The following is a 14,612-nucleotide window of genomic DNA, read 5'->3' as shown; positions in this document are numbered from 1 at the left end:
TTTTCCACCATCCCAATTCTTATAATTCTTCTTTGTTTTATTATACAATTTTTTGTATATATCATTCAATACTTTTACTTGATAATTCAATTAATATATATTAATTAATAATTTATATGAATAAATAAACATAAATACCATATTATATTCATTTTTTGTTAACACAAAAAACAAGAGATATATTATACTATAAATAAATATAACATATCTCTTGTAAAAAAATTGAAATACTATCTCTATTAACTTTTAGCCTTACTGATTTTAACTACTTTACCTTTTAATTTTATTTCTTTATATCTCTTTAAAAGTATATTTCCTTTACCATTTAAAATATCTACAAATGAATATCCATCTTGAACGTCTATTATACCTATATCTTCTCCAGTTAGTTCTTCCAAATTACTTAAAGCTCCTAATATATCTATATTTCTTATTTTTTTCTTTTTACCAGCTGATAAGTGTATTTTTATTACTTCGCTATGAATATTTTTCTTTGTGCTTATTTGGTTTCCATAATTATTTTTCTGATTCTCAAAAAATCTTTTTCTTCCATCTATTATTTCTTCATAAGAAGGTATTTTTATTTCTTCTATTTTATAATTAATGTACTCCTCTATCTCTTGTAAAAATCTATTTTCATTTTTTCCTACTAAAGATATAGCTAGCCCCTTTTTATTATCTCTTCCACTTCTCCCTATTCTATGTACATAACTTTCCTTTTCCATTGGAACTTCATAATTAAAAACATTTGTTATATGGTTTATATGTATTCCTCTTGCTGCTATATCAGTTGCTACTAATACCTTAAACTCCTTATTTTTAAAACTATCCATTGTTGATAATCTTTCTTTTTGCTCCATATCTCCATGTAATTCTCTTGCGTTAATTTTTTCTCTTTTTAATAATGTACTTAAGTTTTTAACTGAATCCTTTGTATTACAAAAAATTATTGCAGATTCATCTGTCCAGGCATATAAGGACTTTAATAAAAACTTAAATTTTTCTTCTTTATCTACACTTATATATTTCTCTATTATTTTATCTCTATTAAATACTTTTGATTTTATATTTAGAACTAGTGGATCATTCATATATTTAGAATATAACCCTTCTATTTCTTGTGGTATTGTTGCTGAGAATAAAGCAGTATTTTTTGAATTAGGTAATCTTTTTAATACTTCGGAAATTTGATCTATAAATCCCATATTAAGCATTTTATCCCCTTCATCTATTACTACAAATTCAATATTCTCTATATTTAAATTTCCTCTTTCTATATGATCTATTACTCTACCTGGAGTCCCACATACTATGTGTACTCTTTGTTTAAGTTCTCTTACTTGTTCATTAAAAGGTTGTTTTCCAAAGATAGCTGCACATCTAACTTTTTTTAGTCTTCCTATGTTAGATATATCTTCTTTTACTTGCATTGCAAGTTCTCTAGTTGGAACTAATATTAAAGCTTTCACCTTATTTTCTTCTATATTTACTAATTCACATAATGGAATGCCAAAACTTGCTGTTTTACCACTTCCAGTTTGAGATTTTACTACTAAATCTCTTTTTTTTAACATATATGGAATAACTTCTTGCTGAACTTCTGAAGGTTTTTCAAAGCCTAAATTTTTCAATGCCTTAAGAATTTCTTCACTTAATTTCATATTTTTAAAATTATCTATAACCATTAATTTACCTCACTTTTTTAAACTATTATTTATTTTACCCTATAGCACTAAATTTAACAATGACAGATATTATAATAAAAAGTAGAGACTACATTAATATAAACTTAGTCCCTACTCTATCTATTAAATATTTATATTTAATTGTTTTAAATCTTTCCTTAATTTCTCTGGTGCTTCAAATAATAAAGTCTTTATATTAAGTTTTTTTGCACCTTCTATATTTGCTCTTGTATCATCAATAAATATAGATTCTTCTGCAATCAAATTATATTTATCTAGAATTAAATTATATATAGCTTCTTCTGGTTTAATTAGTTTTTCTTCATAAGATACTACTCCTCCATCAAAAACTTTAAAGAAAGAGTTCCTTTTATTTACTTCCTTAAATGCTAAATCATGAAAATTAGATAGATAAAATACTTTATAATTATTATTTTTTAGATCTTTTAATATTTCTACAGTTTCTTCAATTGGCTTTAATAATCCATACCAATCTTTAAATGCTAATTCAATTTCAGTAGCATAAAAATTATTTCTTTGAATTATATTTTTTACTGCTTCTTCTTCTGTTATAGTTCCTCTATCTAACATAACCCATTCTTGACTTTCAAAAATGACTTTATATATGTCTTCTAACTTTTGTTCTCCTATTTTTTCTCTTAAATATTCCTTTGGATTAAAACTTAGTAATACATTCCCAATATCAAAAATTATGTTCTTATACATTAATTTCTCCCCCATCACTTTCTAAATAAACCAATACCCAAAAGCATACCCTGCATATATAAATACCGCATTCCAAATAGCTATTCCTATTGTTGAATATATTGAAAATTTTATTATGTTCATTCTAAACATCCCAGCTACAAAAGGTATTAGAGTTCTTCCCACTGGAATTAACCTTGTTATTAAAACTCCTTTATCACCATAATTCTCTACATAAAAGCATACTTTATCAATAGATTTCCGAGATTTAGGAAATTTATTATACACTTTTGTTAATATAGGTCCTCCAAACCAATAAGATAGGGCAAATAAAATATAACTTGCTAAGGCTCCTGCTAAGATAGATATTCCTAAAGCTACAAAAAAATTTATTCCCGCCTTAGCAATTGCTATTCCTAGCGCAGGCATTATTATTGCTGCCCCTAATCCGGGGAAATTTAAATATTCTAAAAATATAACTACAAACAAAAATATTAATCCATATGTTGAGAAATATTCTATTATTATTTGTATCTTATCCATATTTATTTACACTCCAAATTTATATTTAATGAATGTTATTATACCCTATCTTTCTTAATATTAAATATAAAGATTCTTAATATTTACTTAACTCTATCTGTATATTTACTGAATTATATATCCAATAAGTAGTTTTATTGTATTTTCTAAAGCCTCATAGTGGGTTCTCTCCATTCCATGAGATGCATGAACTCCTGGTCCTATAAGTGCTCCTCTTATATTATTCCCACCTCTTAATGCAGCTCCAACATCTGAACCATAAAACGGATATATATCAACAGCATAACTTAATTTATTTTCTTTTGCTATATTTATCAAATTAGTTACCATATTATAGTCATAAGGTCCACCTGAATCCTTAGCACAAATTGATACATCATATTCTGTGCAAGTTAAATCATCACCAATACATCCCATATCTACAGCTATCATTTCAGTTATATCTTGTGGAATATATGATGAGCCATGACCAACCTCTTCATATGTTGAAATAAATATTTTAGTTTTATATTTAGGTATTACTTTTTCTCTGTTTAAGAATTCTAATAACCCCATCAATGCAGCTACGCTACCCTTATCATCTATAAATCTTGATTTTACAAATCCACTTTCTGTTATAGTTGTTTTTGTATCTATGAATATAAAATCTCCTGAACAAATTCCTAATTCTTCAACATCTTTTTTGCATAAAACTCTTTCATCTATTCTAACTTCCATATTTTCTGGATCACGCTTTTTGTCCTTACTATCTGCATAAACATGAGCAGCTGGACTTGTACTTAAAAATGTTCCTGTATATATCTTTCCTTCTCTTGTTCTTATTTTACAATACTCACTATCTAAAGTTGCAGGTATTGGACCTCCAAGCAATGTAAACTTCAAAGTCCCATTATTAGTTATGGATCTTACCATTGCACCTAAAGTATCAACATGAGCAGAAAGTCCTATAACTTTCCCTTCTTGTTGACCTTCAATAGTAATTATTCCACAACCTTTATTTGTTCTTTCAAATTTATACTCAAAGCTTGTAGCTATTTCCTCAATAATATTCATAATATCAAAACAAAATCCCGTTGGACTATCAAATTCCAATATTCTCTTTGCTGTATTTAATACATAGTCTTTATTAACATTAAACTTCATATTTTTACTCCTTTTACATTAATTTTCTAAGTCAATTTTATCATTATACTACTATTATTTCTATAATTTAAATATTTAATAATCTAATATAAAATATCTTATTTACTATATCATCTATTTGTAAAAATATATATTTTTATCTAGAACATTAAAGTTCCCCAGCTACTGAATTATAAGTTCTTTTTCAATAAAAAAAAGAACTCTTAATACAATATACTTGTACTAAAAGCTCTTTTTTAACTATTTAAGTATTTTACTATTTAATTTTTTCACAATCCAAAATTTCGCCAAAACTATTTATTACAACAACATAAATAGTTTCTGCTTTCTCAAGGTCAATAGTTTCTTGCTTATTACTATTACCTATAACCCAAGTTATTTTAGCTAACCCTGTTTTTTCGATACTTTCTTTAATGTCGTCAACAATTTGGTATACATTCCCTTTAAATTCATCTATGTCTATTTTATATTTACTTTCTATACATTTCTTAGATATATTAATCAATGTGTTAATTTCTACATCTTCAAATTTTAAGTCATCATCAATATTCTTAATATCACCTAATTCCTTTGATAACTCACTTTCATTCATTAATACATCTTTTTTTATTCTTTCTATAGGCTTTTCTCTTGCTACTATAATAAATAAGCAGCTGCTTATTACTATAAAAGTAAATATAATATACGAAATTATCTTTTTATTAAACAAGTTTTCCTCCTAAATTTTAAAGGTTTATAAATTTTCAGCTAATGAAATTTCTCCATCTTCAATTTTATATACCTTATCACATAATATCCTAACATCTTCATATATATGAGTTGCCATTATTATAGTTTTTCCTTGGGATTTTAATTCTAATAATAAATTTCTTATTTCAGTAATTCCAGACTTGTCCAAGCCATTCATTGGCTCATCAAGTATATATATATCTGGATTTTCCATAATTGCTTGTGCTAGTCCCAATCTTTGTCTCATTCCTAAAGAATATTTACCTACATGCTTTTTACTCTCAGGATCTAAGCCTACTTTTTTAATAACTGCTTTTATTTCATCATTATTTATTTTGTTCTTTATCATAGAAAGCAACTTTAAATTATTAAAACCACTATAATTAGGTAAAAAACCTGGATTTTCAATAATTATTCCAACATTCTCAGGTATATCTATGTCTTTTCCAACAACTTTGTTATTAACTGCTATTTCACCTGTTGAGGGTGGAATAAGCCCACATATACATTTCATTAGCACAGTTTTTCCAGAGCCATTTCTTCCAACTAACCCATATATCTTACCTTTTTCAAAATTTAATGTAACATCTTTCAATACAGTATGCTCTTTAAACTGTTTGCTTAAATTTTTTATTTCTATTATATTATTCATTTTATCATTCTCCTAACTATTTGTACATCAATTAACAATCTTCTTAACTGCTTTAACTAAAATAATAGATAAAATACTAATACTAACTATTCCAAAGGTTAAAGCATGCCATACAGTTGGTGACATTCCATTGGAAACCTTATCTAAAAGATCTATTCTCGATAATGAAACTGGTGAAATATATGCATATTTAAAGTTAGGAAAATTAGCGAATATTGCTCTATCTAGAAACACTATAGAAGTTGCTACAATTATCCCAATTGATTTTTTAAATTTTATGTTTATTATAAACATAATTAATGAAATAATTATTCCTGTTAAACAAGAAAGTAATAAGCTAAGTAATGTTGCAGTAATAGGATTGTATTTAACAAGTATCTTAAAACTTATTAATAACTCAAAATAATCACTTGTATCAGAATTGGAAAATGTTGTTATAAGCCGCCCCCAATCAGATGATATAAATATATTAGGTATTGTCAAAATAACTGTAAAAATAAAAGTTATAACAAAATACGCCATGGTCCCTGTAACCATATATAATATTTGTCCTAAAGCCCACTTTTTTCTTCCACTTCTTATTAATATATATTTATATTCATCATCTATAAATGGTGCATCTGCAAACATAACAATTACACCTAGCATTAAAAATAATTGAGACATTTTATAACTAGTTATATGACTAAATAACCATGGGGTTAATCTTACTCCAACTGTTTTAGATAAATCTACAATTGGTGATATTAAATACCATAAATAAATAAATTGTAATATTAGTAATATATATATTCTAGGGGTATTAAATAATTTTTTATAATTGTATTTCATTATATAATATATAGATTTATCTTTTAACATTTTTAACTACCCCCTTATAAAATATTAATAAGCCTAATGAATAAGTTAATATTCCAATAACTGTAACATAAATAATGTTAGTCATTGGTTTCCCTAAAATAAAATCTCCATTCATAAGTCTATTTACACTTAAATAGGTTGGCAGCTTCATAGCTCTGGAAATTTGATAAAAAATAAAATAGCTAATTATTGGTGCTGTTATAGCTAAAAATTTATTATTTATATAGGTTGTAATTGTTAATCCTATTATTGAAAACATTGAACATATGACCGCTGTAAAAAAGATTTCAATTATGAAGTATAAAATAAAATTTTTATTAATTAAAAGGTAACCGAAAGTTTGATTTATAAATACTTCATAATTTCCAGTAGTTTCAGAAACTAATGGTAATTTAGTCATTAAAAATAAAATGATGCACGCCTTTCCAACGAAAACACTGATAAATGATGATACAATACATACTATTATCTTAGAAAGTGCATATTTAAAGCTATTTCCTCTTATTATTAAAAATCTTATATAGTTATTTTCAATATCCTCACAAAAGCTCATTGTAAAAGGTAATGCTGCTAATAGTATTGTTAATTCTGAAAAATATCCAATAGAGCTGCTAATCTTCATAAATGACAATACATCGAACCTTGATATATTCATTGTTAAGTCTCCAAAATCACCTAAGAAATAACTCAAACTTATTCCTATTACAGCTATAAAAAACCAAATTGACGTAAAACATCTTTTTAAATCTGCCTTGATATATCCCATATACTCTCTCCCCTATATAATTTCTTCTCCAGTTATTGCATTAATGTTTATATAATTAATGGTTTTAGATTCTTCATTTATTTTTTTATTAAAACCATTAATTTCAACCTCAAAACACCAGGATGGAATCATTTCGTATTCTGAAGAATTTTTATTATTTTGTATTGGAATATACTCCAATGAAATATCTGTAATAGTAATTTTATCTTCAGTTATTATATTTGTATAAATTGAACCAACAGTGTCAATAGCTGTATTTATATCTATTAACTTTGGATTTTCTTCTTTAATTTCTTCAATTGAATATATTGAACCATAACTATTAAATTGAGCTACTCCATCTTTATTTATTATGAAAATAATATTTGTTCCCTCAATCATTTTATCAACGCTTTGTAATGTAATATTTTGAGAGTATATAGGCACTTCTTTTAAAATAGCTGATAATTCAATTACATAAGCTTCACTTTCTTTTGAAACTTCTTGATTTAAATAATTCGGTTTTAGCATTCCACTTTCAACCATTTTATTAAATTCATCACTTAATGTTTCATAATCTATAGCTGTTGTATTAATACTATTTTTATCTATGTCAATTCCCAATTTATTACATGTATCAATTGCAATTTGTATTGCAGAATCCTTTGACATAAAATCTAATTCTTCTTTTTTCCATAATTCTGAATCTATCCCTCGCATAATACCTAAAATATAGTTTTCATATTGATTATAATCAATAAATCCATCTTGAACTGTTAATACTTCATTTGAATTACTTTGAAAATCTGTCCTAGTCATTTTTTGTCCAAATATTTCAACAACTTCTTCAGTTTTATTTACTTCAGCATTCTTCATCATAACTTCTTTAACTTCAAGAGGATTAAATTTCCTTTTTGAAGCTTTTAAAATAGATACTTGTTTTACTTCAGGGATTGTAACGTTAGCTTTAACAGTAACATTAGATGCTATTTCTTTTTCATAAAATTCTTCATTATTATATTTCTTATCTTGATTTATATTAGTACTTGTATTTGCTTTATCATTATACTCACTACAAGATATTAAAAATATGCTGCTGCTAAGACATATCAATATTAATAAGCTTTTAATAAACCTTTTATTCATAATATGATCTCCTTCTAAAGTATTTACTTCTATTCTTTGTACTATAATAAGGCATTTACTTAACTTATATTAAATAAATGCCTTAAAATTACTTATGCTTTACTAAGGCTCCCATATTCCTGCTGTACTAACACCTAACACATCACTTTGAGCATATAAGTAGTAATAGTTACCATTAACACCATATTCCTCTGTAAAGTACAAAGTATAGTTTGCATTATTAGAAGTTATTCTCTTAGCTTCAGTAGCATAATTAGCACTAGAATTTCTTACTCGCATTCATACTTCATCTGCTGAAGTTATATCACCATATTGCGTAGTAACTCCTGCATATTGTATTGAATCAGTCTTTTTCACACCAGCACTTGATTTTCTTTCACCAGCCTTTAAAAGGAAGGCAAAGACACCTGTATTAGCATGTGCTTGTGTTACTGCTGTTCCTGCTAGTACTAAACTTAACATTGAAAGTGTTACTAGTTTTTTTAATTTCTTATTCATATTTTCCCCCACTCCTTTAGATGTTATATTTACATATTAATTATAAGGGGGGGCTCTGTATATAAATAACCAATAAGTTGTTTCAAAGTTGTAAACTTATTATATTTGAATATCTTTCTCATCTATTCCTATTCCAAAATCTTTAACAAATAATATTATTCACACAAAAAGAAAAACCATGCGTAGCATGGCTAGGTATCTAAATTTATTAACATTTTAACATTCACCTAAAAAGTAATAGAAACTATAGAAAAGAGACTCAAATTTGTTATGACTATTACATAGATATAAAGATCCAACTCATGAGTAGCTATTAGGACATATAAAACAATATAAAAATATTTTTAATATTCCTCTTAAATTGGTAAAGCACTATTTCTAATAACCTAATTAGAGCATTTCTTTGAGTATATGCTTAAAATTGAATCTAGGAATCTTATAACTTGTTTTGAATTATAGAAAAATTTAATGTATATTATCATTTTTAGTTGTTTTATATAATTCATAAAAATATCCTTCTCGTTTAATAAGTTCTTCAAACTCTCCAGACTCTATAATATTACCTGACTTCATAACTATTATTTCATCGTATTGTTTAAGTAATTTTTCATTTAAATTATGCGTTATAGTTACAATCGTCAAGTCTTTCATGTTAAGCAATAAATTTTCAATCTCATAAGCAGTTTTAGAATCTAAAGCAGATGTACTTTCATCTAAAAATAAAATAGGCATTTTTTGAATAATTGCTCTTGCTATACTTATTCTTTGCTTTTGTCCACCAGATAAATTTGAGCCATTTTCATGGATTAATGTATCTAATCCTTTTGGAAGACTATATATAAAATCTTTTATACCACTTATTGATAAAGCTTCATCTATTTCATCATCAGAAAACTTCTTATTTAAGCAAATATTATCTCTTATACTTTCATTAAACATATATATATTTTGATGAATGACTGCAGATATCTTAGATATATTATTATTGTATTGTTTTAAAGATATATTATCTAAAAGAATATCTCCAAAAAAATTCTTATAATAACCTAACATAGTTTTTATAAAAGTAGTTTTTCCACATCCACTTTCACCTAAAATTATATATTTTTTATTCTTTATAAAATTATAAGATATATTATTTATTGCATTTTTTTTATTATCATATGAAAAGGTTAAATTTTTAATTTTTATATTTTCATTAAATCTATTAATATTATTAGTTTTATCAGTTTCAAATACATTAATTAAACTTAATAGCTTCTTTATTATTCCATTCATACTTTTAATGCTTGTAATATCTTGAGTTATCTTCTTTATTGGTCCAAATACACCATTTCCTAATTGTAAAATAGCAACTAATACACCTGCAGATAAAGTTTTATTTATGACAAAAAAACCAGCAACTATTACACCAGAAAATTGACATGCAACAGATAAAAATAGGGAGGTTGCGTTTGCCTTACCTGTTAAAACTCTATTTTTAAATTTTTTATCTTCTAAATTTCCATTTACTATATTAAATTTATTAATATAATTTAATTCTATATTATACGCTTTAATTATTTCATATCCCCCTAAAATATCTTTAACTTTATTTGTAAAGTTAGTTAAACTATTCGAAACATCATTTTGAGATTTTTGAATATATTTTCCCCATATATATGGAACTAATAACATAATAGTTCCAACTAAACACAAAACAATTGTTACATATATATTTATATATATAAGTACAATTATAGTAAATATAAAGGTAAAAATTTCTTCAAATATATCTATTATTAAACTCAAATAATTATCTTCAACTAATTTTAAATCGTTAGTTAAATTAGATATATATTCAGATGAGTTTTTAGAATTAAAAATTTCATAATCTTCATGTATTATTGAATAAAATATATCTTTTTTAAAAAATGATAATGTTTTTCTTAAATATACAGATTTAGTATATTCATTTAGATAATACACTACTGATAAAATTACAAAGTATGTGATAGAAAACATGGACACTTTTATAAATAAATCCTTATTTCCATTAATTGCTGTATCAACTAATTTTTGAATAACAATAGAAGTAAATACCCATAATAAAGAAAATATAAATCTAAATATTATTGCTACAATTAAATTACTACGATTAGCTAGTATATATTTTCTCATACCTCCTCCTGAACCATGATATTTTCATAGTGTTCCATTAAACTATCATCTAATAAATAGTTTGGGAGATTATTATATATTTCTTCACATTTTTCCCTAATTGTTTTACAAAGACTTTCATTTGCTTCAGCTTTATCAGCTAGGCAAATGTTACAAGTAAATTTTGCTACGCATTTACTGCATTTTTCGATATTTAAATATTTTTTATTAAAAATATTTCTATTTAATAAAAGTTCTTTTTTATTAAAATTATATATATTTGATAATCTTGACTCTTTTTCAGATATAAATCTTTGGCATGGATAAATGCTACCATCTGAATATATTAACATAGACCTATTTGCGGCACCGCATTTAAAATCATTATTTATATAATTAGATTTACTATTTAATATTGCATTAATCGTTAAACCTAATAATACATTCTTCTCATTCATTATGCTATTAATTACATAATTTTCATTTTCTGTATATATAGAATTTTTATTATTAACATCATTTGATATAGTTAAAAATTTAAATTTAAAGTTTTTATCGAAATATTGAACTAAATCATCTTTAGACATATGATTACTTGTAAAATCAGTATATGTCCCTTGAACATTTATAATATCTATATTATTGTCTTTTAACTTTTGTATATTATCCATTATAATCTCAAAAGTAGGCTCCCCTTCTTTTGTTATTCTAGAATTATTATGAATATCAGATGGTCCATCTAAGCTTAGCCCTACCGAAATACTATATTCCTTTAAAACATATAATATTTTATCATTTATTAATGTTCCATTTGTAATTAATTTAAATTTTTTATCTTTAAATTCACTACAAATATATTCAATTATATCTATATTTAACAAAGGCTCGCCACCAAAGAAAAAAATTGTCTCTATGTGATTAAGATTATTTTTTATAAAAGTAACTATATCTTTAGCAACTTTCTTACTCATTAAACTATTGGGCTTTGTATAATTCCCACCATTAGCATAGCAATATTTACACGCTAAATTACAAGCATTTGAAATATTTATTCTAATTGTATCTATATCTAGAATGTTAATATTGTAATTATTTTTTCTTTCTCGATTTGCTTTTATAAAATTATACATTTCTTCTTCATCTTTATTAAGAAAATTATTAGATTTATATATAGATAAAAAAGTTTCTTTATCGTCCAATAAAAATAAATCTCCATTATATAAATCCACTAAATAATTACTATTATCACATAAAAATACTTCAATATCTTCTAAATACATATTATTCCTCCATCTCTAATAATAAAAATATTGTTGGGAAAATTCCCAACAATATTTTTTTATTTAGCCCCCTATTGCACAAATGCAATGTTTTTTACGACCTTCTCTTTTTACAGGCACTTTCATCATATAACCCCACCCCCTATTTGTATGTTATAATTTACATATTAATTATAAATGGGGGGATGTATATAAATAACCAATAAGTTGTTTCAAAGTTGTAAATTCATTATATAATTATCCTTATCTCTGTTCCTTCATTAAGCTTACTATTTATTATTATCTTACCGTTGTGGGCTTCTATTATCTTTTTACATATGGCTAATCCTAATCCAGTTCCATTATTCGACCTAGACCTGGACTTATCTACCATATAAAATGGTTCAAGTACTCTTTCAATATGTTCATTATCTATTCCAATTCCAAAATCTTTAACAGATAATATAAAGTTATTTTCCTCGTTATACATATTTATAATAATTTTTCGACCTTTTTTTGATGCCTTAACGGAATTGGTAACTAAATTAGTAATAACTATTTTAAATAATTCTTTATCAATCTTACATTTATCTGCTGAACATTTTATTTCTAGTTCCATTCCCTTATCTTTTACTAACTTTTCAATTATAGGTTTAATTTCCTCAATAAGTTCCTGTGTCTTTTCTATTTTTAATCCTTCTGCTGCATTAAGTGAAATTAAATCAATTAACTTTCTTGATATATTTTCTAATCTTTTTGCTTCTGAATGTATATATCCCATACCTTTTATCATGTTCTCTTCATTATATTTTGTATCTCTTAATAATTCAGAATAACCTATTATAGAAGTAAGAGGAGTTTTTATTTCATGAGACAAACTTTGTATGAATTGTTCTCTTTCTATTGCAGTTTTATTTAGCTCATTTATCTTTGATTCTATTTCACTAGCCATATTGTTAAAGGACATTGATAATTCTCCAATTTCATCATAAGTAACAATTTTTACTCTTTCTGAATAATTTCCATTTGCTATTAACTTAGCAGTATTTCTTAATTTATTAATAGGAGATATTATTATCTTTAAAAAAATATATAAACTTAAAGAAAACACTATTCCAACAATAATGTTTATTATAAAGAATAAATTATATTGCTCCTTTCTTTCGTTATAGACTAAACTTATATCTCTAATATAACTATATTTATAATCTCTTCCATTTATGGGAAGACTATTAGAAATAAATATATAATTTTTATCTTCAATTTCTCTTATTATATATTTTCTCTCTGAAGTTAATGGGATTTTTAGTTCTTCTCGATTTTCATAATTATTTATATCTAAATTGCTAAAAATTATATTATTTTCATTATCTATTACTTCTAAATATACATTATTAGCTTTATAATACTTCATATAGCTTTTTAAATACATTTCTAAAAATTCATTAAAAAAGCTAAGATTTGATTCAAATTCGTCACTTAAAATATTACTTGTTGTTTCTAACCCTGAATAAATTGTTAACTGTTCATTTAATGCTAATTTTATTTCTTTTTCTAAATTCTTATTGAAACTAGATTCAATTATTATCCATGCTACAACATTAAATACGCTTTCAAATATAATAAATAAGCATAAAAACATTTTTATCCATAATTTCATATATTATGCTCCATTCTATATCCATATTTATAAACAGTTGCTATTCTAACTTTATTATTTAACTTTTTTCTCAATCTTTGAATATGAATATCTACAGTTCTAGTTTCTCCAATAAAATCTATTCCCCATATCTTTTCTAATAACTTTTCTCTAGAAATAGCCTTATTTTTATTTTTAGCAAGAAAAAGTAGTAATTCATATTCCTTATTAGTTAAATCTATTCTTTCTTTATCAATTGTAACAACATGCTGTTCATCATCTATTATTACTTCATCTATAACAATAATACTATTCGTAGGGTTATATCTTCTAAGAACTACTTCTATTCTTGCTAAAAGTTCTAAAGTTTCAAAAGGCTTAGTAATATAATCATCAGCACCTATTTTTAAACCCTTTAATTTATCACTTAAAGACGATTTTGCTGTTAAAAAGATTACTGGTATTTTATAATTTCTAATTTTCTCTAATACTTCAAAACCATCCATCCCATGTATCATAACATCTAATAATATTAAGTCATATGATTCTTCTTGTAAATTTAATATAACTTCTGTTCCATTATATATTTGTTTATATTTATAACCTGCTATATTAAGATTCATAGCTATTAAATCTGAAATAGCCACCTCATCCTCAACTATTAAAATATTTTTCATATTACCCCCGTTAAAATTTAATATAGATTTTTTATTTCATTTAAACTAAGATTTTGATACATATTATACCATATATGTATTAAAGTTAAAAATCCTTGATTTAATAGCCCTTTATATCTATATTATTATTTAAAATAAATATTTTTAACACTTGCAAAATATTATATTCTACTGATAATAATAATAACTTC

The 14,612-nt window shown here is 24.6% G+C and carries 15 protein-coding genes; all 15 read right to left on the bottom strand.

The window, feature by feature from the left end:
* Window positions 1-239 precede the first annotated feature (239 nt).
* Window positions 240-1,685 (bottom strand): DEAD/DEAH box helicase, encoded by a 1,446-nt coding sequence (locus AAT22_RS06965; protein ID WP_047000689.1) that lies wholly within the window; start codon window positions 1,683-1,685, stop codon window positions 240-242.
* A 123-nt stretch (window positions 1,686-1,808) separates the two neighbouring features.
* The gene (locus AAT22_RS06960) at window positions 1,809-2,411 is read right to left on the bottom strand and encodes an HAD family phosphatase (protein WP_047000688.1); all 603 of its coding nucleotides are present in this window, start codon (window positions 2,409-2,411) and stop codon (window positions 1,809-1,811) included.
* A gap of 21 nt (window positions 2,412-2,432) precedes the next feature.
* Window positions 2,433-2,933 (bottom strand): DedA family protein, encoded by a 501-nt coding sequence (locus AAT22_RS06955; protein WP_047000687.1) that lies wholly within the window; start codon window positions 2,931-2,933, stop codon window positions 2,433-2,435.
* Between the two features lie 105 nt (window positions 2,934-3,038).
* On the bottom strand, window positions 3,039-4,076 hold the full coding sequence (locus AAT22_RS06950) for a M42 family metallopeptidase (RefSeq protein ID WP_047000686.1): 1,038 nt from the start codon (window positions 4,074-4,076) through the stop codon (window positions 3,039-3,041).
* Between the two features lie 256 nt (window positions 4,077-4,332).
* Window positions 4,333-4,785 carry a hypothetical protein gene (locus AAT22_RS06945; RefSeq protein WP_047000685.1) on the bottom strand — a complete coding sequence of 151 codons (453 nt, stop codon included), beginning with the start codon at window positions 4,783-4,785 and terminating at the stop codon, window positions 4,333-4,335.
* Between the two features lie 24 nt (window positions 4,786-4,809).
* Window positions 4,810-5,457 (bottom strand): ATP-binding cassette domain-containing protein, encoded by a 648-nt coding sequence (locus tag AAT22_RS06940; RefSeq protein WP_047000684.1) that lies wholly within the window; start codon window positions 5,455-5,457, stop codon window positions 4,810-4,812.
* Window positions 5,458-5,484: 27 nt separating this feature from the next.
* A complete protein-coding gene (locus AAT22_RS06935) occupies window positions 5,485-6,318 on the bottom strand; it encodes a hypothetical protein (RefSeq protein ID WP_047000683.1) in 834 nt (277 codons plus the stop codon).
* Window positions 6,305-7,084 carry an ABC transporter permease gene (locus AAT22_RS06930; protein WP_047000682.1) on the bottom strand — a complete coding sequence of 260 codons (780 nt, stop codon included), beginning with the start codon at window positions 7,082-7,084 and terminating at the stop codon, window positions 6,305-6,307. The genes AAT22_RS06935 and AAT22_RS06930 overlap by 14 nt, the downstream gene beginning before the upstream one ends.
* A 12-nt stretch (window positions 7,085-7,096) precedes the next feature.
* The gene (locus AAT22_RS06925) at window positions 7,097-8,209 is read right to left on the bottom strand and encodes a hypothetical protein (protein ID WP_047000681.1); all 1,113 of its coding nucleotides are present in this window, start codon (window positions 8,207-8,209) and stop codon (window positions 7,097-7,099) included.
* 102 nt (window positions 8,210-8,311) lie between these two features.
* Window positions 8,312-8,488, bottom strand: a complete 177-nt coding sequence (locus AAT22_RS19030) for a hypothetical protein (RefSeq protein ID WP_156174294.1) — start codon at window positions 8,486-8,488, stop codon at window positions 8,312-8,314.
* Entirely contained in the window at window positions 8,489-8,707 is a 219-nt protein-coding gene (locus AAT22_RS06920) for a hypothetical protein (protein WP_047000680.1), read from the bottom strand.
* 465 nt (window positions 8,708-9,172) lie between these two features.
* The gene (locus AAT22_RS06915) at window positions 9,173-10,867 is read right to left on the bottom strand and encodes an ABC transporter ATP-binding protein (protein WP_047000679.1); all 1,695 of its coding nucleotides are present in this window, start codon (window positions 10,865-10,867) and stop codon (window positions 9,173-9,175) included.
* Window positions 10,864-12,126, bottom strand: a complete 1,263-nt coding sequence (locus AAT22_RS06910) for a radical SAM protein (RefSeq protein WP_047000678.1) — start codon at window positions 12,124-12,126, stop codon at window positions 10,864-10,866. The genes AAT22_RS06915 and AAT22_RS06910 overlap by 4 nt, the downstream gene beginning before the upstream one ends.
* A gap of 229 nt (window positions 12,127-12,355) precedes the next feature.
* A complete protein-coding gene (locus tag AAT22_RS06905) occupies window positions 12,356-13,765 on the bottom strand; it encodes a HAMP domain-containing sensor histidine kinase (protein WP_047000677.1) in 1,410 nt (469 codons plus the stop codon).
* A complete protein-coding gene (locus AAT22_RS06900) occupies window positions 13,762-14,421 on the bottom strand; it encodes a response regulator transcription factor (RefSeq protein ID WP_047000676.1) in 660 nt (219 codons plus the stop codon). Before AAT22_RS06900 ends, AAT22_RS06905 begins: the two co-directional genes overlap by 4 nt.
* Window positions 14,422-14,612 lie beyond the last annotated feature (191 nt).

The sequence above is a fragment of the Clostridium sp. C8 genome (genome assembly GCF_001010885.1).
GTDB classification, from domain to species: Bacteria; Bacillota; Clostridia; order Clostridiales; family Clostridiaceae; genus Clostridium; species Clostridium sartagoforme.
This window is presented reverse-complemented; position numbering and strand designations above follow the sequence as displayed.

Excerpts from the sequence above, each read along its gene's own strand:
- AAT22_RS06965 (WP_047000689.1), bottom strand. The coding sequence starts at position 1,685 with ATGGTTATAGATAATTTTAAAAATATGAAATTAAGTGAAGAAATTCTT.
- AAT22_RS06960 (WP_047000688.1), bottom strand. The coding sequence starts at position 2,411 with ATGTATAAGAACATAATTTTTGATATTGGGAATGTATTACTAAGTTTT.
- AAT22_RS06955 (WP_047000687.1), bottom strand. The coding sequence starts at position 2,933 with ATGGATAAGATACAAATAATAATAGAATATTTCTCAACATATGGATTA.
- AAT22_RS06950 (WP_047000686.1), bottom strand. The coding sequence starts at position 4,076 with ATGAAGTTTAATGTTAATAAAGACTATGTATTAAATACAGCAAAGAGA.
- AAT22_RS06940 (WP_047000684.1), bottom strand. The coding sequence starts at position 5,457 with ATGAATAATATAATAGAAATAAAAAATTTAAGCAAACAGTTTAAAGAG.
- AAT22_RS06935 (WP_047000683.1), bottom strand. The coding sequence starts at position 6,318 with ATGTTAAAAGATAAATCTATATATTATATAATGAAATACAATTATAAA.
- AAT22_RS06930 (WP_047000682.1), bottom strand. The coding sequence starts at position 7,084 with ATGGGATATATCAAGGCAGATTTAAAAAGATGTTTTACGTCAATTTGG.
- AAT22_RS06925 (WP_047000681.1), bottom strand. The coding sequence starts at position 8,209 with ATGAATAAAAGGTTTATTAAAAGCTTATTAATATTGATATGTCTTAGC.
- AAT22_RS19030 (WP_156174294.1), bottom strand. The coding sequence starts at position 8,488 with ATGCGAGTAAGAAATTCTAGTGCTAATTATGCTACTGAAGCTAAGAGA.
- AAT22_RS06920 (WP_047000680.1), bottom strand. The coding sequence starts at position 8,707 with ATGAATAAGAAATTAAAAAAACTAGTAACACTTTCAATGTTAAGTTTA.
- AAT22_RS06915 (WP_047000679.1), bottom strand. The coding sequence starts at position 10,867 with ATGAGAAAATATATACTAGCTAATCGTAGTAATTTAATTGTAGCAATA.
- AAT22_RS06910 (WP_047000678.1), bottom strand. The coding sequence starts at position 12,126 with ATGTATTTAGAAGATATTGAAGTATTTTTATGTGATAATAGTAATTAT.
- AAT22_RS06905 (WP_047000677.1), bottom strand. The coding sequence starts at position 13,765 with ATGAAATTATGGATAAAAATGTTTTTATGCTTATTTATTATATTTGAA.
- AAT22_RS06900 (WP_047000676.1), bottom strand. The coding sequence starts at position 14,421 with ATGAAAAATATTTTAATAGTTGAGGATGAGGTGGCTATTTCAGATTTA.